13 protein-coding genes are annotated in these 19,952 nt (G+C 36.4%); 2 read left to right on the forward strand and 11 right to left on the reverse strand.

The genetic code is table 11. From position 1 onward, the window contains the following. Positions 1 to 297: 297 nt before the first annotated feature. Genes MM239_RS10815 through MM239_RS10830 form a run of 4 tightly spaced genes read right to left on the reverse strand, consistent with a single transcriptional unit; the run spans position 298 to position 3,231 of the window. Entirely contained in the window at positions 298 to 1,263 is a 966-nt protein-coding gene (locus tag MM239_RS10815) for an MlaD family protein (protein WP_241348255.1), read from the reverse strand. Continuing rightward, the gene (locus MM239_RS10820; protein WP_241348256.1) at positions 1,263 to 2,021 is read right to left on the reverse strand and encodes an ABC transporter ATP-binding protein; all 759 of its coding nucleotides are present in this window, start codon (positions 2,019 to 2,021) and stop codon (positions 1,263 to 1,265) included. The genes MM239_RS10815 and MM239_RS10820 overlap by 1 nt, the downstream gene beginning before the upstream one ends. Continuing rightward, positions 2,014 to 2,811 (reverse strand): MlaE family ABC transporter permease, encoded by a 798-nt coding sequence (locus tag MM239_RS10825; RefSeq protein WP_241348257.1) that lies wholly within the window; start codon positions 2,809 to 2,811, stop codon positions 2,014 to 2,016. Before MM239_RS10825 ends, MM239_RS10820 begins: the two co-directional genes overlap by 8 nt. Before the next feature lie 54 nt (positions 2,812 to 2,865). Beyond that, a complete protein-coding gene (locus MM239_RS10830) occupies positions 2,866 to 3,231 on the reverse strand; it encodes a response regulator (RefSeq protein ID WP_241348258.1) in 366 nt (121 codons plus the stop codon). Between the two features lie 534 nt (positions 3,232 to 3,765). Here MM239_RS10830 and MM239_RS10835 point away from each other — a divergent pair. After that, positions 3,766 to 5,148, forward strand: a complete 1,383-nt coding sequence (locus MM239_RS10835; RefSeq protein ID WP_241348259.1) for a TIGR00341 family protein — start codon at positions 3,766 to 3,768, stop codon at positions 5,146 to 5,148. 482 nt (positions 5,149 to 5,630) lie between these two features. On the opposite strand, the gene MM239_RS10840 is transcribed toward MM239_RS10835, so the two are convergent. Together MM239_RS10840 and MM239_RS10845 are read right to left on the reverse strand one after the other, a co-directional pair. Beyond that, entirely contained in the window at positions 5,631 to 6,407 is a 777-nt protein-coding gene (locus MM239_RS10840) for an XRE family transcriptional regulator (protein WP_241348260.1), read from the reverse strand. Further along, entirely contained in the window at positions 6,404 to 6,649 is a 246-nt protein-coding gene (locus MM239_RS10845; protein ID WP_241348261.1) for a hypothetical protein, read from the reverse strand. Before MM239_RS10845 ends, MM239_RS10840 begins: the two co-directional genes overlap by 4 nt. Positions 6,650 to 7,136: 487 nt before the next feature. On the opposite strand from MM239_RS10845, the gene MM239_RS10850 reads away from it, so the two are divergent. Continuing rightward, positions 7,137 to 7,814 carry a hypothetical protein gene (locus MM239_RS10850; protein WP_241348262.1) on the forward strand — a complete coding sequence of 226 codons (678 nt, stop codon included), beginning with the start codon at positions 7,137 to 7,139 and terminating at the stop codon, positions 7,812 to 7,814. Positions 7,815 to 7,875: 61 nt separating this feature from the next. Here the strand turns inward: MM239_RS10850 and priA are convergent, their stop codons facing one another. The 5 genes from priA to MM239_RS10875 form a co-directional block, all read right to left on the reverse strand. Then, positions 7,876 to 10,395, reverse strand: coding sequence for a replication restart helicase PriA (priA, locus tag MM239_RS10855; RefSeq protein ID WP_241348263.1), 2,520 nt, complete (start codon positions 10,393 to 10,395; stop codon positions 7,876 to 7,878). A gap of 213 nt (positions 10,396 to 10,608) precedes the next feature. Then, entirely contained in the window at positions 10,609 to 11,592 is a 984-nt protein-coding gene (locus MM239_RS10860; protein ID WP_241348264.1) for a GSCFA domain-containing protein, read from the reverse strand. 482 nt (positions 11,593 to 12,074) lie between these two features. Next, positions 12,075 to 15,758: a phosphoribosylformylglycinamidine synthase gene (purL, locus tag MM239_RS10865; RefSeq protein ID WP_241348265.1), complete on the reverse strand. Its 3,684-nt coding sequence runs from the start codon at positions 15,756 to 15,758 to the stop codon at positions 12,075 to 12,077. 114 nt (positions 15,759 to 15,872) lie between these two features. Then, positions 15,873 to 17,795 carry a DUF3857 domain-containing protein gene (locus MM239_RS10870; protein WP_241348266.1) on the reverse strand — a complete coding sequence of 641 codons (1,923 nt, stop codon included), beginning with the start codon at positions 17,793 to 17,795 and terminating at the stop codon, positions 15,873 to 15,875. Between the two features lies 1 nt (position 17,796). Next, complete coding sequence (locus MM239_RS10875; RefSeq protein ID WP_241348267.1) at positions 17,797 to 19,848, reverse strand: DUF3857 domain-containing protein; 2,052 nt, start codon at positions 19,846 to 19,848, stop codon at positions 17,797 to 17,799. Positions 19,849 to 19,952: the final 104 nt, after the last annotated feature.

Genomic DNA, 19,952 nt, shown 5'->3' on the forward strand with positions numbered 1-19,952 from the left:
AGGAATGTGTATTATCGAAAATACTCCAAGAAAAAAAGGGATCAAACCCTACCTCGATAATCGGGTAATAAAAGTTATAAAAGGCGATTTGAAGAAAAGTGATTGAATTAGTTGATAAAAAAAGCCCTTCTTTTCAGAAGAGCTGTATATTACTTTTATTGAACACTGTTCAATTCAAGCAATACTTGAACTTTGTTCAAGTATTGCTTTTTAATTATATCCTCATTTAAGTTTGTGGCTTCCTACCTCTCATTTGGTGCTCTTCTTTAGATTTGTGTCCTCACAAACCACCCAGAATTAATTGTTGGCCCTATTCATTCTTTTGAAACCTCTTCTGAATGGCCAAGTGTACTCTAATGCCTCAAGACCTCTATTCAAGTTCATGGTTGAACTATCAATGTTTACCATTGTACTTTTAAGTGTATTGTTAAACTCCGCATCATTCAAAAGTGTCCCTACTGCATTGTCAGTACTGTTCAATTTATTGGTAACCGCATTCAAGTTACTGGTCATCTCTTTTGCATTGTCTGCCGTTGACTGAAGGTCAACAATTGATTTTTGAAGATTTCCGTAGATTTCTTTATCTGTTAGCAAATCATGCACAAGATTTCCTTCTTGGTTAAGGTTTGCTGACAGCTTTGCAAGGTCGTTGGCCATTTGATTACTTTTTACTGCTGTTTTTTCTAAGCTAACCATCATGTTCCTAAAATTCATGGCCAATGTAGAATCTGTCAAAACAGCCCCGATGATACCTTCTCCCTCAGCAATTTTACCAGTCAAGACTTTAAGGTCATTTGTAATCGAAACAAGGTTGTTATTATTTTCCTGCAATGTTTCCATCATCTTATCTGTATCTAGTGGCATTTCTGACACTAACCTATCTCCATTCTCTACCACTGGAGCTTGAGAGGTTCCACCATAGATTACAATGATTTTGTTCCCAATAAGACCATCTGAACTGATTGTGGCTTTGGAATCTTTTCTAATATAATCTTTTGACTTTGATTCAACATTCATTTCTATCTCTACTTGAGAGTCACCGTAGAAGTGAATTTTCTTTACTGTACCTATCTTCACACCAGAAAACCACACATTATTCCCAGTCTGTAAACCAGCTACATCGTCAAACACTGCTTTTAAACTGATGCTCTTTACAAATTTCTTTTGCTGACCACCTAGCGTCATGATTCCAGCCACTAAGATGATGATTCCGATCAGTACAAATACACCGACCAAAACGGTTTTTTTATTATCGTTTCTCATTATTGAATGAAATTATAGTCATAAAATGATTTTATCCTTGGGTTTGTAGCTTGCGCAAATACTTCTTCAAACGGGCCTACGGCTTGAAATTGTCCATCGATCAATACCGCCATCCTATCTCCTGTGACTTTGGCGCATGTAAGATCATGGGTGATCACAATAGATGAAGTGTTATACTCTTCTTTGACTTGATTGATCAGGTTATTGATATCTATACAAGTCGTAGGGTCCAATCCCGCTGTAGGTTCATCGTACAGCATGATCTCTGGTTCCAAAATCAAAGTTCTAGCTATTCCAATCCTCTTCTTTTGCCCACCAGAAAGCTCTGCAGGCATTTGATTGATAGTCTTCGGCAAACCTACAGAATCCAGTAAACCTTCTACTTTTTTATTGATTTCTTTCCTAGATAGGTTTTTTACATTACGAACTAGTGGAAACTCTAGGTTTTCACGGACTGTCATACTATCGTATAAGGCAGAAGCTTGAAATGCAAAACCTATTTTCAACCTCAACTTATTCAATTCTTTCAATTTAAGGTTGTCGGTATTTTTCCCAAGAATGGTAATAGAACCTTCATCTTGCTTGAGAAGCCCAACCATAAGTTTGATCAAAACAGATTTACCAGTACCAGACTTACCTAAAACAACCAGATTCTCACCTTTGTGCAGATCTAGATCAACTCCACGTAAGACGTGGTTTTCATCAAAGGATTTTTTCACTCCTCGGATTTCTACTACTTTTTCCTCTTCCCTATGCATACCTGATTGCGTTTACAATTTGTAAGGCTAGAAGCTCCTCAATGAATATTAAGAACATCGACATTACTACAGAAGCATTTGCTGCTTTACCTACTCCCTCTGTACCATTGGAAGAATTATATCCCTTATAACAACCTACGATACCTATGGTAAATCCAAAGACCAATGATTTGATCAAAGAAGAAAACACATCCAGGAACGAAATAGCCTCAAAAACCTGTACAAAGAAGGATGACAAGCTGACAAGTTCATTTTGATTGACATTGATAAATGAACCTATCAATGCCACAAAATCGGTATATAGTACCAATATAGGGATCATTAAAGTAGTCGCAATGGTACGGCTAACGACAAGATATTTGAAAGGATTGATAGCCGACACTTCCATAGCATCGATTTGCTCTGTCACCTTCATGGAGCCTATTTCAGCACCTATACTTGAGCCTACTTTACCAGCTGCAATAAGCGCTGTCACCAAAGGACCCATTGCCCTGATGATAGCAATTGAAATCAATGCAGGTAGCCATGAAGTGGCTCCAAACTCCGTCAAGGAAGGTCTCGATTGATTGGTAAAAACTATACCAACAATAAAGCCAGTCAATGAAATCAACGGTAGAGATCGATAGCCGATTTCATAACATTGCCTAAGGATCTCTTTAAACTCATAGGGTGGCAACCAGACCTCTTGAAAAAACCTTTTGACAAAGCGAAACGCATTTGCCAAACCGGTCAAAAACTTATCAAGTTTTTTCGTCAATACTGGCTTGTTCTTTTCAGATTGTTCTGACATAAATTTTGCTTTCTAGATAACGAAAATCTTCAAAATGTTTTAATCTAAATTTTACTATTCTAAGAGCGATTTTATCGCTGAAATTTGCAATGGTTTTATTAAAAATCCCTTCACAGAACTGTAGGAATTACTCTTCTCAATATCCTCTGGATCCATTGACGAGCTCAGCATATAAGCTGGCATTTGAACCCCTCTATTTTCCAAACTTTCCAAAAACTCCCAACCACTCATTTCTGGCATATTGATATCCAACAACAAAAGGTCTGCTTCTCCACTCTTTAGCCATTCTAATGCCGAAAAAGGATTTTCGAAGAAAATAAGTTCCAAATCCGGGTTAATCCTTAGCATATTTTTTTTGTTTATCATATGCTGAATTTTATCATCATCTACAAAAATGATCTTAGTTTTTATTTCATTCATTTTCAAAAATTTTATAGTTCGTATCTCTACCGTCGTAATTATTATATGGATGCTTCAATATAACAAAAACTAGGCTTAGTGTATCTTTCGCATTTATGAAATTAACTCAATAACAAAAATAAGGTTTTATTCCACCAATGAATTGAATTTCAAACAAAATTCAATTTTAGTATTGTCTAATTTTTTTAGTTGAATCTAATTTAGACATGTCTAATATTACCATAAGCAACTTTTATTCAACAATTTAAATAATTTCATGTAAATGATATTAGAATCTTATTTTCTTTGCAAAAAACTTAGAAATAGTAAATTCACGCTAAATTAAATCTTCCAAAATTTCTATAAATTAATTCTTTTTCACCCAATTCATTATTCCATTTCTAAGCTTATATATTGTGACTATTCCTGTAAATGACTATATCTTTTTCAATCCAGAAATACATAATTGTGACTTTGTCCCCTACCCTGTGTCTTGTAAAGTTCAGTTTATGAATCAAAAAATTTGGTTTATATTGGACATTCAAGTGTAAGAAAATGGAACAAGAAAATACCAAAAAACCTTTAAGGCTTAGAAATAAAATTTTACATCTTTTGCTTTTTTTCAGAGATCGATTTGATCTGCATGAAGGTAAAGAGGACGAGCTAGAGACAATTGATTACATCAAAAAGAACATTGAATTCAAGGGAGCAAATCTTTGGATTTTGATCTTTGCCATCTTTGTAGCTTCTGTTGGATTGAATGTAAACTCCACTGCCGTCATCATAGGTGCCATGCTTATATCACCTCTGATGGGTCCGATTATGGGTATAGGAATGGCGGCAGGAATCAATGATTTTGAACTGCTCAAAAGGTCTCTTAAAAACCTTGGAATTGCTGTATTGATCAGTATCCTGACAAGCACATTTTACTTTGCTTTCACCCCACTCAACGACGCCCAATCTGAACTCTTAGCCAGAACAGAACCGAGCATCTGGGATGTACTGATTGCACTCTTTGGAGGACTTGCGGGGATCGTTGCTGGGTCTAGAAAAGAGAAATCAAATGCCATACCTGGTGTAGCCATTGCGACAGCTTTGATGCCTCCGCTTTGTACGGCTGGTTATGGATTAGCCACAGGAAATTTACTCTATTTCTTTGGTGCTTTTTACCTATTTTTTATAAACTCTGTATTCATCAGTCTTTCGACTTATTTGATTGTAAGGTTTATGAAATACCCCAAAAAGGAGTTTATGGATCCCACTAGGGAAAAGACAGTAAAGAGGTATATCACTATCTTTACAATCCTTACTATTGTACCTAGTGTATACTTAGCTTACAATATCGTTTCTAGGACAATTTGGGAGAAAAATGCAAAGACTTTCATTCAAACAGAGTTAGATTTCCCCAGGGCTCAAATCATCGCCAGTACCCTAAATTATCGCCCTGATAGTAGTGGAATTGAAGTATCCTTCGTTGGTGAGCAAATATCTCCAGATGAAATTGAAAGATTGCAAAATAAACTTCAGGTATTCAGCCTTACTAAGACTTACCTCAGAATAAAGCAAAGTGGTGACGGTACACCTGACCTGAACATGCTGCGTTCTGATGTGCTAAAAGATCTCTATGAAAGAAATGAATCTTTGATACAGAGTAAGGATCAAAAGATAGCTTTCCTTGAAAGTGAACTCTCTCAATATGCATCGACTAGCAAGCAAGTGATGGATTTGGGTAGGGAGGCAAAAGTAAACCACCCTAACTTAGTATCATTCTCAATGAACAGAGCCGTGATTGCCAATATCCAAGAAGAAAAACAAGACACCCTTCTGATGGCCTATGCACAATTCAAACAAAGACCAAATACACAAGAACTGAACAAGTTTGAAGAATGGCTCAAAGTCAGAACCAAGGCAGATACTGTAGCACTAATTATAAATTAATGATAGGTTTTCTACACCTTACCTTCTTCAAGCAAACCTCTGAAGATTAGCTTGGCATATACTAATCCTTTGTCATCACTAAGGTTCATTTTCTAATGAAACAAAAATTGAACATTAGTCAACCGGCGGAATAAATTAGAGACCTCTTAATATTTAAGTTTGAGTAGTGAAATAATTTTTCAAATAAAAAATATTACAAAAAAGATATCTAATCAAAAAAAATACCCTGATCAGGGTATTTTTTTTGCCAAACTCATACTATACCTTTGTCAAAGGTTATACATGTTTTGGGTTTCTTTTAAAAAAACTTTGTGAGGATAGTTAAAAATTACTTTTTGAACCTCACCAAAATTCTCGACACTTTTTGAGGTACTAGGTTTACGGTTTCTGGTACCTCATTCTTTTTTTCTAACAAATTTTAAAGATCAATGGGCGAGAAAACAGTTTTTTAAGATAGAAATTTACTATGCTTCATAAATTAGTTACTTCTTTTTCATCTGAATGATATCTGCTTTTAGGTCAAGAATCATTTTGGACAGATCTTCATTTGTTACAGGTGCCGCTTTATCTTTTGGATTTGGAAAGTCAGTACTTATGAAAGCTTTAGCTTCCCATATTTCAAGTACATCCTCTCCCTTTATCTCATAGGGCTTATAATGTTCGTTGTCTGATACTAAAAAAAGCTTCCCATTTTCCTCCAAATAATTAAAAACACGCTTGTAGACGACCCCTTCGGTGATAGTTACTAATATATATGTCTTTCCGCTTTTGATGTCCCTGAGATGCTCCAAATAGCTTCCTATGATCAAAGTTCCAGAAACCAAGGGAAGCATACTATCACCCGCTATCTCAAATGCCCTATATGTCAAATGTGAAGAAAGATTCGGTAACTTTATGTGAGGCAATGACTCCATGTATTCTTGATCTGCAAATCCATTCAAATAACCTGCTGAAGCCTTTTGACCAACCATTGTAATTTGCTCATTGTCATGCGCATCGACAGCTATTGTGAGCACTTTTGTTTGGGAGGGCTGAAGTACTCTCCTACCCAATTCTTGAATATCATGGTGTAAAAGCTCATCCAGTGAAATAGAAAATATTTCAGAAATTCTATTCAAAGCCAAAAGCTTAGGTTCTGACCTGCCATCTTCATATGCAGAAATCATCGTACGCTGAACCCCAAGCTGGTCTGCTAGATCAGTTTGAGTCAAATTTCTAGAATTTCTCAAGAACCTTATATTCTTTGATAACATTTTCATGCTGAAAAAAGATAGAAGTTATGATCATCTTTGACAGGATTACTTAATGAAAAAGGATTACTCTTCCTACGACGTTCCATTCTTGTTTTGATTTCTTCCATGATTTCCCCTACCGATTTTGGCTCGTTCATCAGTAGATATCCGTATTGAGGCTTGGCTTCATCTTCAATAATGAATTTTACCTGACAATTTCCAGAAGCCAATGTTTTTTGAGTTAGGCTGATTTTAGTCTGATCTTCCATAGCTGCATGATTTTAACAGGAGCTAATATAAGAAAGTTATTTTAAATAACATGCATATGTTTATAAAACAAACATTAAGTTGACATAAACTGTCGCATTATAGCGCTATTTACATGAAATAATCAAAATATTCTTTTATTCATTACAAATGGATGAATAATTCAACTAAAGAAACCCTGATGATAAGCTTTTATGAAAGCAAGATCAAATGATTCTCACTTGGCTAGGGGAAGATCAATTTTTTATTCCTTAATTAAAAACACAGTAATGAATCACTTCTCAAGTACATAAGTAACTTATTAGTAATACTTTACCATACTCTCAATAAGTGTAAATTATTGAGATTTTATAGCTAAAAAATGAAATCATTCTAGGATTATTTAATTTTTATCACTCTGGAAATTAAAAAAAATACTTTTTTTGCAACTAAAGTTATATATAATAAGTATTTTAACTTAATCAATCTTGTTTAATTTAATTAAATACTATGAAAAACAATTTTATCATATTCGCGCTCTGTTTATTCACTTCATTTTCATATGGTCAATCTGATGAAGACAGTGAAGAGTCAAGCAAGCGTTTTAATTACCTCGAAACAAAACATGAACTTGGGGTTGATATAAGGCCACTTTTTGAAGGTTCCTCGCCAAGTAGTTTGTTTTACAGAAAAAATTATATTGGTCGCGAAGGTAAAACTATGGGTTTTAGGCTTGGTGCTACTTTTATGAACACTTTTAATAATTCAGATATTGAATTTCAAGGCAACAGCTTCGAAAACTATAGAACTAGTAGCTTTGCGTTATCTATTGGTCTGGAAAGACAAAAATTTATTTCTGACAAGTTCATAGCTTATGGTGGTATGGATGTATCTGGTGCTTTGAATCAGATAAGATATAACAGACAATCTGGGACAATATCGGGCAGTAACTCTACGAGCGCAAGTGAAAATGCTTTTGGAATAGGACTCGGCAACTTCTGGGGAATGAAATATCACTTTAATTCTAGGTTGAGTTTCTCTGCTGAAACTGGCTTTGATCTCTTTTATTTATCTTCTAGTGTAAAATATTCAGGTAATGTTGGAACTATTTCATCAGAGAAAGGGCCTGTGTTATGGGATTTTAATTACATCCCTCTCAAAGCTCTAAGAATATCTTATCATTTCTAAATCAAATAATCAGACTTGACTATTGTTTAATTTAATTGAACAGTAGTCAAGTTTGTTTCTCCTAATAAGGATCAACATCTACTATTATTCTAACACTTCTAAATTCCTTATTAGCATACATACTTTCTAGAATTTTTCTAAGCTCTTGCTTAAAAATAGCTTGGGCATTTCCTGATTTATCTAATTTGACCAAGCTTTCAAAAATATATTGATTTTTTATCTTGCCAATCAAACCTTTTTCTGGACCAAGCATTATTTTCTTCACTTGAACTTCATGGAGTAAATTATGTAAATGACGAGCTGCTTTTTCAGCAATTTTGTAATCTTTGTGCCTGCTTGACAACTTAATCAATTTCACAAATGGAGGATAAAAAAACTTTTGTCGCTCGGTCATATCTTGCACATAGAAGTTTTTATAATCAGCTTTGATAACTTGATCAAAAACAAAATGATCTGGCTTTCTTGTCTGAACAACCACAACTCCCTTTTTCTCCCTTCTCCCTGCCCTTCCTGCAACTTGAGTGATCTGTTGAAAAGCACGCTCCCCTGCTCTAAAGTCTGGAAAATACAAAATCCTATCTGCATCCAATATCCCCACCACCGTCACTTTATCAAAATCTAGTCCCTTGGTAATCATTTGTGTACCGACCAAAATATCAACATTTCCCGCACCAAAATCTTCTAGAATTCTTTGATACCCGTATTTACTTCTCGTAGTATCCAAATCCATACGTGCAATTCGAGCTTTAGGAAACAATAAAGATAAGCTTTCTTCTATGCGTTCCGTTCCCAAACCGACTGCCGCCAACTTTCCACTACCACATGCTGGACACACTTTCGGTACTTTCTCTTTGAACCCACAGTAATGGCACCTCATCTCCTCACTATATTGATGATATGTAAGACTTACATCGCAATGCTCACATTCTGGAATCCATCCACAATCTTCACATGAAATGTAGGGAGCATAACCTCGTCTATTTTGAAAAATCAGCACTTGTTCTTGATTGTTGAGAGCTTCCTGAATTTTTTCTCTCATAATTCGTGTAAAGTCCAACTTCAACAATTGCTTTTTCTTATCTACTAATATGTCTGAAAGCAAATACTCAGGCAATGCGGCATCTCCAAATCTCTTGTTCAGTTGAACATAACCGTATTTCTTCTGCCTTGCATTGTAATAGCTCTCAAATGAAGGTGTCGCTGAACCAAGAAGTGTCTTAGCTTGATGAAGCCAGGAGAGCATAATTGCCGCATCACGCGCATGAAATCTAGGTGCAGGGTCAAACTGCTTGTAGGACGATTCATGTTCTTCATCTACAATGACCAAACCCAAACTGTCAAAGGGTAGAAATATTGACGACCTCACTCCTACTACAAAAGAAAACTTGCCGCTAATCACCCCATTCCAAACTTCTACTCGTTCATTATCCGAATGCTTGGAGTGATACACCCCCATCTTGCTTCCAAAAACTTTCTGCAACCTGGCCACGATTTGGGTGGTCAATGCAATCTCTGGTAACAATAGCAATACCTGACTCCCACTTTCTAAAGCCTCCTCAATCAGTTTAATATATACTTCTGTCTTCCCACTTCCTGTGATACCATGCAAAAGAATGACCTGCTTCTCTAGAAAACTGCCTTTGATTTGTTCAATAGCATGATTTTGCTCTTCAGACAGCACTACAGTTTCATCATTCCCTTTAATTTCTTCAAACCTACTGATGATAAGCTTATATTCTTCAAGTACACCATTTTTGATAAGTGTTTTCAAAGAACTCATGGACAAACCAGCATCTGCAAACACCTTCTTTTCCAACCCTCTGGTATTCAAGTCAGAATTTTGATAGATAGGTACTTCTTGAAGGTATTTGAGCAAGATCTCTTCCTGCTTTGGCTTGGAGCTCAAGTCACCAAATAAGGATTCAAGTGCCTTTCTATCTTCAACATAAGGTTGACAAAACCTAATTCTTGATTCTACTTTGGGTGTATATTTATCCTTAACTTGTTCGAAAACAATAATTGCTTCTTTGATGATTAAGCTTTTGATGATTCCATGAATAGATTTGACACCAAGTAGCTGCTCACAGTCTTCATAGCTTAATTCCGACTTAGTAGCCAATGCCTGCAAAATAACATCTTCTCTATCATCTAGCGGGTATGGAGATGTCTGGGTATCATAAGTAGGGTTTAGCTGAATCTTACTTTCGCTACTAAGCTTCAGCCCTGAAGGTAGGGCCGCATTCATGACTTCTCCGATGTGGCAGCAATAATACTCGGCCATCCATGCCCAAAACTTGATCTGAAGTGGGTTAACTATAGCATAGCTATCCAAAACATCCAGTATAGGCTTGGCCTCGTACTCTTTTGGTGGCTTTTGATGAACTTTTCCAATGATTCCTGTAAGCACTTTTTTGGATCCAAACTGTACCATTACCCTAAAACCTATGCCTACTCCATCCTCAAGGCTTTTTGGAATCTTGTAGGTAAACATTTTGGGAATAGGTACAGGAAGTATTACATCTGCAAACTTCACAGTCTTGCCATCCGTACCATCAAATAAATCTCCAAATAAACTTTCCAAAAATTTGTGTTTTGATTTTCGACTTAGTTCTGCGTGATCATCAATCACTAGACAAATATAGAAAGAGAAAATAGGAATTTGCAGATACGATGATTTTCTACAAAAGAATGAGAACGCAATAAAAAAGACAGAAGAAGTGATTTGAGCCAATGAAAACAAGGTGACTTTTAATATTTGGCATCAACTAGTTTAATCCTTTAGGCTTTCTCAGCCTCACTTTCTAAAATCTACGTGCTTTCTCAATTGATCCATTTCCTTCGAAAAGTCAAATAGCTGACTTAACTTTTCTATTTTTTTACTTAAAGTTTCTAAGAACTTTTGATGAGAAGGACTTTCTGGATTGAAAGGTCTGTGAGCAAGTTCTGTTTTGATCTGCTCGATCTCTTGGATCATTGGGTAAGCCACTGGCGCTATCCAAGCTTGTTTGAACCTCTCCCAAATGTAATCCTCTGCCTCTTGGCTAGGATGAATTTTATCAGCTTTATAAAACCTATAATCTCTCAACTCATCCATCATGATTTCATAACTTGGAAAATATTGAACAAAATCAAAAGATTCTGTGAGATTATGACAAACAAGTCTTAGAAGGCTTTTGCTCAATTGATCTGCAACTACTCCGTCTTTGATATGTCTTACTGGACTGACGGTTAAAATTACTTGAATTTGGGGATTGGATTCCTTTAACAATTGAATCAATCCTATGTAAGTTTTATGAACTTCTTCAAGGCTCAGTAATCTCTTTTTGAACAAATACCCCGGTTGCTTATGGCAATTGGCCACGAGCTGATTTGCTTCAACTAATTCATAAACCCAAGCCGTCCCGAATGTAATCAACAAGTGACTTGCCTTCTCTAGTTGTATTTTGGTTTGGAGTTGTTTTTTGTGAATTAGTCTCTTTAAAGAGTCCTTGCTGTATGCCGAGACATCTGAGTGCATACCATAGTGCAAATATAAGCCTTCTCGAGAAAGCATCTGACTTTCGTCAATTTCCAACTCCAAAATTGAATCTTCTAATACTTTCGAAATCGACAGTGGATTAAATAAAGTACCGAAAGGATTATTGATTACATCAAACTTTCTATCTGCAAGTTTTTCCCCTATCATTGTAGAAAAGCAAGATCCCACAGCATAAATCCTTGCGTGGTGATCAATCTTTGGCTGAGCTTGGGGAATGTCGAAAGTCGTTGTCCATTGCATGACCTAAAATTAAAGAGAAAAATTTAAATTAGAAGATTTGATTGAAGGAGAGTTTAAGATGTTAGGTTTTAGATAATTGATGTAAGAACTTATCTAGGGCGTGCTGAAAAACGCCATCTGGAGAATAATTCTTTTAAATTTTTACTGATACATCATTTAACAGGTATTGTCTTTTTAAACTGGTACAAACTTATTTCATGACCTACCTAGTTTGCTTGCTCCAGAAAATTTCTAAACTTGAAATTTTCTAGCTAGTCTCAAGCATAGCACCTCCTTAATTGGACTCATTCGAAGTATACGTATACCTCTTCATTCGCCCCCTTTGAATCTGGCATACCTGAGACTTTTTCAGCAAGCCCTATCTACTCTTCCAAAAGTTTCAATAATAATAATAAAAGGTCTGTCAGAACACAGACCTTAAATATTTAGCATTTGAATTTACGATCGAACTACAATTTTCTCTAGAAAAAGAACTCATTAGATCAACTATTCTTCTCAACCCACTTGTAGGCATTTACAAAAGCCTCAACCCAAGGTGTAACTTCATCATGGGCGTTTGCAGAAGAATAATGTGGCCAATTCCAAGGTTTCAACGATCTTTCAATATGGGGCATGATAGCCAGGTGTCTACCATCTGCTGAAGCAATACCTGCAACAGCATGATCAGACCCATTTGGATTACCAGGATAGCTTTCATAAGCATACGTCATCCCGATATGGTAGTCCGACTTTTGTTTTGGTAAGGAAAATTTCCCTTCTCCATGTGCGACCCATACACCAAGTTGCTGTCCAGCGAGACTTTGGAACATCACTGTATTATTTTCTGGAATGTTGACACTTACAAATGCCGACTCAAATTTATGGGAGGCATTATGGAGCATTTGAGGTTTTACATCATGATCTGGTGTGATCAGGCCCAAAGCGATCATAAGCTGACAGCCATTACAAACACCAAGACTTAGTGTATCTTTTCTTGCGTAGAAATTATCAAGTGCTTGCTTTGCTTTTTCATTATAAAGAAAAGCACCCGCCCAGCCTTTGGCAGAACCTAAGACATCAGAGTTCGAGAATCCTCCTACAAATACTATCATCTGCACATCTTCCAAGGTTTCTCTACCTGAAATCAAATCGGTCATGTGGACATCCTTTACATCAAAACCTGCCAACCAAAGTGAATAGGCCATTTCACGATCACCATTTACTCCTTTTTCTCTTATAATTGCAGCTGTTTTCCCTGATTTCTCTTTTCTATAAGGATTCAAGGCAAAACTATCAAAAGTCCCTTTCCAATTTTGATTGAAATTGTATATCAACTTTTGGCTTTTGTAATTTTCAAAGCGTTCCAGAGCCAGTTTATCTCCAGATTGCTTCTTGTCAAGTAGATAGGATGACTTAAACCAAGTATCCCTCATTTCAGAAACGTCTAATGTCACATCTAAGCCTGAGAGATCTACATTACCATCCATTGTAACGGTAGCTATTGAAATATAATCAATTTCATAGTTAGCCAATACAGCCCTAGCTCTTTCAGGGTTGGCTACTTGTACCAACACTCCTGGGTTTTCCGCAAAAAGTGCTTTCAACTTATCACTACCTTTCAACCTTTCCGTTTTCACTGTCAATCCAACCCTAGTTGAAGGAAAGGTCATTTCTAGCAATGCGGAGATCAATCCCCCAGAAGAGATATCATGCCCTGCTAAGATCTCCCCTTTTTCTACCAACCTTTGAATTGTCATAAAGGCTTTACCAAAATATTGATGATCCTTGACATCGGGTACATCAGACCCTATTTTATTGAGTATCTGATAGAAGCTAGAACCTCCGAGCTTGGGCTCGTCTTTTGAAAAATCAATATAGAAAATCTTACTGCCTTCAATTGGCTTGATATCTGGAGATACTACTTTAGTGACATCTGAGCATTCACCAATAGAAGAGATAATCACTGTGCCTGGTGAATACACTACCTTTCCATCTGGGTATTTCTGTGTCATTGACAAGGAGTCTTTACCAGTTGGTATATTGACCCCAAGGTCTATTGCAAACTCGCTTACTGCTTCGACCGCGCGGTAAAGCCTATCATTTTCACCTTTGTTTTTTGCAGGCCACATCCAGTTGGCACTAAGAGAAATTCCTGAAAGCCCCTCTTCTATGGGAGCCCACACCAAATTAGTCAAAGCTTCCGCAATAGCTAGTCTCGAACCAGCCTCAGGGCTTGCTAAAGCTGCTACTGGTGCATGACCTATAGAAGTTGCTATTCCCTTTTGCCCTGTAAAATCTATAGCCATCACAGCTACATTATTTAAAGGAACTTGGATCTCCCCTACAGTCTGTTGCTTCGCCACCCTACCGGTAACAGATCTATCTACCTTGTTGGTCAGCCAGTCTTTACTTGCTACTGCTTCTAGTTGGAGTACCTCTGAGATATAAGATCTGATGTTATTCACATCATAATCTGGTTCAGAAAAAGTTGCTACTGACCTATCATCTTCTAAAATTGTTTTAGGTGAACTACCAAACATGTAAGACAAATTCCAGTCTACAGGTTTCTCTGCTGTCTGCTGATTCTCAAATTTGAAATGCATGTCACCTGTGGTTTCTCCCACTACATAAAAAGGAGCTCTTTCTCTTTCCGATATTTTTTGAAGTAGGCTAAGATTCTTCTCTCCAACTACCAATCCCATCCTCTCTTGAGATTCATTACCTATTATCTCCTTAGCGGAAAGTGTAGGATCTCCTACTGGAAGCTTGTCTATATGAATGGTTCCACCCGTAGTTTCTACCAATTCAGACAGACAGTTGAGGTGCCCACCAGCTCCATGGTCATGAATAGAAATGATAGGGTTATCTCCAGACTCCGCCATCGCTCTAATCACATTAGAAACACGCTTTTGCATTTCAGGATTGGATCTTTGAATCGCATTAAGTTCTATAGCATTGGAAAACTCACCAGTTGCTACTGAAGATACTGCCGATCCTCCCATTCCAATTCTATAGTTATCACCACCCATGATGACTACTTGATCACCCTTTGATGGCGCTTGTTTTTTACTATACTCACTCCTTGTAAAGCCCACACCTCCAGCTAGCATGATAACTTTATCAAAACCATGCGCTTTTCCGTCTTCTTCGTGTTCGAAAGTCAGTACAGATCCAGATATCAACGGTTGACCAAATTTATTTCCAAAGTCACTTGCTCCATTTGATGCTTTGATCAAAATATCCATCGGTGTTTGGTACAACCAAGGTCTTTCATTCAGGTTTTTCTCCCAAGATCTCCCCTTTTCTGCTCGAGAGTAGGAAGTCATATAAACTGCTGTTCCAGCGAGGGGAATTGAAGCTGTTCCTCCTGCCATTCTATCTCTTATCTCTCCTCCTGCACCAGTTGCGGCCCCGTTGAATGGTTCGACTGTTGTCGGAAAGTTGTGTGTTTCAGCCTTTAGTGAAATCACTGTATCTATGGTCTCTGGCTCAAAAAAATCTGGTTTATCCTGTGTCTTGGGAGCAAACTGTTGCGCTTTCGGCCCTGTAACAAAGGCTACATTATCTTTATAAGCTGATACAATCCTATTTGGATGCCTTTTAGAAGTCTCTTTGATAAGTTGAAAAAGTGATTTTTCCTTTTCTTCACCCTCAATTATAAATGTACCATTAAAAATCTTGTGTCGACAATGCTCGGAGTTAACCTGGCTAAATCCAAATACTTCAGAGTCTGTTAGAGGTCTTCCTAGTTGTTTTGAGACATTTTCTAGATAATCAACCTCTTCTTGGCTTAGTGCTAAGCCCTCCTGATCATTGTAAGATTTGATATCATTCACCTCTTTGACAGCCTCTGGCTGCACTTGAATCTCAAATACACCTTGCCCAAGATCATTATATACAAATTGAAGCATCGGATCTATGACCGATTGTTCATCAACAGGATAATATTCCTCAATCCTAGTTATGCCGTTGATACCCATATTGAGTGTGATTTCTACCGCATTGGTAGACCAAGGTGTAATCATCTCTTTTCTCGGCCCAGCATACCTACCTGATACTATATCTACCTCTAGCTGCTTGGCTTCACCAAAAAGCCAAATAAGCTTATCAATATCGTTTTGCGCTAGTGGGAATTTTGACTGAACAGCATATACTGCTGAATTTTGTGATTGGAAAAAGAGAATCATGTCCTGAGTTTTGGATGTCTTTTTTTAAGAAGTAGCAAAGGTAAACAATTGCTGTAAACCAGAAAACAGAAATCAAGATCTAAATCATTTTAAAGCAAATCTTGACTGATATAACTAGGATTGTCTAACTAAGACAACCCTAACTTTATCTGCTTTTTCTACTTGATCTAAAAATTGAACATAGTTTTCGTACACATCAGCTGGAAACACTCCATCGTATAATTGAAAGCTCCTTATGTAAGTCAAAATCCCACCTATATTTTTGAAATCTACCTTATAAATTCCGAACTGATTTTCAATTGATATTGATTCTGGCAATTTTTCCACTACAAATCCTGCTGGAATTTTATACTCAAATTGATCATTATCCAAAAAACCCATATTACTTTCAAAGTCGTACTTTCTTTCACCTTTTAGTGATGAAAGACCAGAGGTAAATGGATTCAAAGTATTTAAAGTAAGAAATATTCTGTTACCAGAGAGGCTAGTGAAATTTTTCAATTTAACCTTGGCATTTGTTTCGACTTCAGTTAGAAAGCCTTCATTTTTGAGTGCTGACGCTATTGACTCGAATTGCAATACTGAAAGTGAGAAGTTTTGATTAAACCATTTTTTCCTTTGCTCATCAGTTTGTCTATACAGATTTTGGAGCCCAAAATTCTCACTTTGAAGGCCCCTGTTAATCATATTGACGGCTAGGTCAGCTATACCATTTTCATTGAGCTCGATTTCAGCTTTCAATAATTGGGTATTTTCAAAACTTGAATATTTTGGAGTTTTAACAAGAGTACCCCCTTGATCATTTATCAGCAATGCTTGACGATCAGCGGTAAACCTCCCTAAGTATCCTATTGGATTGGTTTGGCTAGTGCATTCTAGCCATAAAGTATCTTTCTCTAATGGAACAGCTAGGATAACATGATTAAAGTAATGCATTGGAAACTGATCAAAAGTAGGTCTTTTTCGATCCCCTCCGTGAATGAGTGCGTAGTGGCTTTTTATTCCTGCCTCCTTGAGTAATGCCCCCATATAATTGGAGAGTGCTTTACAGTCTCCATATGACAGTTTCTCGACTGTAGAAGCTTCAAATGGCCTCAGTCCACCAATACCAAGCTGAATGCTAACGTACCTTGTATGGTTTTGCATGAACTGATACAATGCCTTTATTTTCTCAAAATCAGTATCAAGTCCTTCCGTCAAATCCTTCACTTTTGACTTTGTGCTTGCATTCAAAACATCCTTTCCTTTGTTCAGTTGACCTATCCAACTCCCATATGAATCCCAAGTACTCAGGTCACCCTTATACCCGTCATAATCAAACTCAGATGGAGCCGCATAAAGCACAGGGGTATAATTCCCTGTGCTTGGCATCAGCTTTTCTGATTCAATGGCTTGTAAATTCTCTAAACTCCATGTTAAACTTTGCCTGTTACTTACTACTGTCGGTTTTTGGTTTGCGTCAATTAATGGTGATTCTGAATAAAACCGAATACGCTTATCTTTGGGAAGATCATAGGTAACTGATGCTGACTCCACTGGAAGTGCCGAGTAAGGCTGTGGATACCAAGAAGAAATATAGTAAAGGTTTGGATATTGCACCTCATATAGAAACTCTACAGTATAAGGATATTTGTATTGTTTCATATCAAGAACTTTCTGCCTATTATCTTCATAGATAGAGAAAGAACTGAAATTACTATAATCTTTGATATCTGATTTTTTAGACTTCAATATTAACTTTCCGGCTGCGTCATACACGTTTGCTTGCAGGTTTTTGAATTGAATAGATTTACTATAGTTCACCTGTGTCTCTGCCAAATCATTTGCTTCAGCCTTAAAAATTGTAAACACAACTTTTACACTTCTTGTAATCTTCCCATTTTCATCCACAACATTTGACTCTTCCGAAAGTCTGATCACTGCAGAAGCCTTTTCTACCAATTTTGGATCTAATTTAGCTACAGCATATTCTTGGGCTTTCAGAATGTTCGGCATCAGAAAACAAAACAAACATAAGAATAGTGATAATTGCTTCATATTACTCGGTAACCTTTCTTTTTAAAACAATTACCTCTTTCCTTTTTGCTTCCATGATAGAGAAAAAATCCTTCATCTTATCATACTTATCTGAAGTGTAAAAAGTTTGATTAACCAGCATAGAGCAATTGATTTGAATTTTATCAGCACCACTTATAGCAGACATATAGGAAAAAGAAAGATTCTTATCTTCAAAGTTTGAGACAATTGACTCAGGCAATGATTCAATCTCATATCCGTCTGGTATATCAATAACAAGAGTCAAGTTATCCTTTCTAGTATAAATGTAGTCAATAGGTAAAAGTCTTTTTTCATCTTTGAAGGGATTATCTGCATGAAAAAATTTCTCGAATATATCCAAATAGATAAAATCGCCCGAGATATCTATACCCTGTCGACTTACCATTTTATATTTTTCAACGAAAGGCATTTCTCTGACATCAGCGTTTTCAAAACTGGATTCTATTACCGTCCAATCTTTCAAATTATTTGCAAAATCTTCTTTGAACTTTTCTAATCCTTCTTGTTTAAGTCTTCTTTTTAAATTGCCTGCTTTAAAACCTGTGATCCTTTTATTTACATCTACATTAATATCAGAATCAGATAAAGACACTTGAATGAGTGCAGCCTCGGTCATCGGTATCCTACTTTGAAAATCTATCCAATGAGAATTTTGATTACTTACCACCCAACCTTTATGGTTCATCGAGTGTCTAGGAGACACACCAAAAGGCAGCATATTATCAGAGGCATCTAACACCAACTCTTTACCATTAAAAAGAACGGCAGCACTCAAATAGTTAAGCTTATACATTAGCGGATTAATTGGATTTATAAAACCAATATCTCTTGTACTGCTCACTATGGGCTCAGCATTGAAGCCTGCTTCTCGAAGAAATGCTATTAGGATAAAATTAATTTCAGAAACAGACCCATTTCCTTCTTGATAAGCTTTTTCTAAACTTTTTGTAGGGTAAATCCCTCTCTTCCCATTCCAGCTAACTTTAGAACTCACATGGTTTAAAATTGCATTAATCTTTTCTTCTTCAGTGTCATCTGTTTTTAATATTGAAGGCACAATTGTTTTTACAAACTTTGTTTTATTCAACACCTTACCAAAATCTTCATCCGCAATCAGTTCTTCAGACATTTTCTCCCAACTAGGAGCTACATTTTGTCTGGTACTATTTGGAAATTGGATCCACTTCAATTGAAATTCAACTTTGGAGATGTAACTTTTAGGATTATCTACAAAAGGTTCTTCCCGTAGTGCAGGCACATTAGATACGGCCCAATGGTAATTCTGATTTTCAAAATCTACTGATTGCATACTAGATTGATTAGAAGTCACATACCTACCATGAACCACGTCAGATTGCATCCAGTTGATCCTACCAGCTGAAGTTGTCTTTTTGCTAATATCATAATTCAAACTACCTTGATTGATTTGTGAATAAGAAAAATACTCTGGATGCTCTAGCTTATACTCACTCCAAATGGTTGGAATTTCTGATTGGAATTCCCATTCTCTAAGATAATTAAACAGATCCGAATTGATTTCATAAGAAATTTCTATTACTGACCCAGGTTTCACTTTTGGCATTGATACCTTCATCAAATTGTAAGTTGCGCTTACTTTTTCTTCAAAAATATTATCCTTAGTCAGTTTATCTTGAATAATTCTACCATCATCTCCCACATTATAAACATTCCCTTTGATATTAAAAACCTTATCGGTTCTACCTTGAATGTTATAAAATGGAATGATAAAATCTGCATAACTCGTCCCCTCTGAACTAATGACTTTTACAACTTTATGTATTTTATAATTAATCACAAAGCCAGCAGCTGAAGTAAAACTAAACTTTGCCTCTCCTACATGAGATATAATAACAGCGTCTGCTTCTGGATCTGCTAAAAATTCCTTCATCTGAATAAATTCATTGGGCACTTTACCAAACTTCAAACTCCCTAACTGTTGCGAATGAACACTAGAGGTACTGATGATGCAAAACAATCCAACAAGAATTGAACAAGTAAAAATTCTATTCATAACTAACTTTTTTTCATGAAATGTAGACACTTAAAATCAAATTTCAAATAGGTGAATAGTTACTTTTAAAAATTATTTTTCAGACATCTAAAAGTAAAAAAACC

This window comes from Belliella filtrata (assembly GCF_022549775.1).
Taxonomy (GTDB): domain Bacteria; phylum Bacteroidota; class Bacteroidia; order Cytophagales; family Cyclobacteriaceae; genus Belliella; species Belliella filtrata.

Bases quoted from the DNA above. Each gene is read 5' to 3' on its own strand.
- MM239_RS10815 (WP_241348255.1), bottom strand. From the start codon at position 1,263: ATGAGAAACGATAATAAAAAAACCGTTTTGGTCGGTGTATTTGTACTG.
- MM239_RS10820 (WP_241348256.1), bottom strand. From the start codon at position 2,021: ATGCATAGGGAAGAGGAAAAAGTAGTAGAAATCCGAGGAGTGAAAAAA.
- MM239_RS10825 (WP_241348257.1), bottom strand. From the start codon at position 2,811: ATGTCAGAACAATCTGAAAAGAACAAGCCAGTATTGACGAAAAAACTT.
- MM239_RS10830 (WP_241348258.1), bottom strand. From the start codon at position 3,231: ATGAATGAAATAAAAACTAAGATCATTTTTGTAGATGATGATAAAATT.
- MM239_RS10835 (WP_241348259.1), top strand. From the start codon at position 3,766: ATGGAACAAGAAAATACCAAAAAACCTTTAAGGCTTAGAAATAAAATT.
- MM239_RS10840 (WP_241348260.1), bottom strand. From the start codon at position 6,407: ATGAAAATGTTATCAAAGAATATAAGGTTCTTGAGAAATTCTAGAAAT.
- MM239_RS10845 (WP_241348261.1), bottom strand. From the start codon at position 6,649: ATGGAAGATCAGACTAAAATCAGCCTAACTCAAAAAACATTGGCTTCT.
- MM239_RS10850 (WP_241348262.1), top strand. From the start codon at position 7,137: ATGAAAAACAATTTTATCATATTCGCGCTCTGTTTATTCACTTCATTT.
- MM239_RS10860 (WP_241348264.1), bottom strand. From the start codon at position 11,592: ATGCAATGGACAACGACTTTCGACATTCCCCAAGCTCAGCCAAAGATT.
- purL (WP_241348265.1), bottom strand. From the start codon at position 15,758: ATGATTCTCTTTTTCCAATCACAAAATTCAGCAGTATATGCTGTTCAG.
- MM239_RS10870 (WP_241348266.1), bottom strand. From the start codon at position 17,795: ATGAAGCAATTATCACTATTCTTATGTTTGTTTTGTTTTCTGATGCCG.
- MM239_RS10875 (WP_241348267.1), bottom strand. From the start codon at position 19,848: ATGAATAGAATTTTTACTTGTTCAATTCTTGTTGGATTGTTTTGCATC.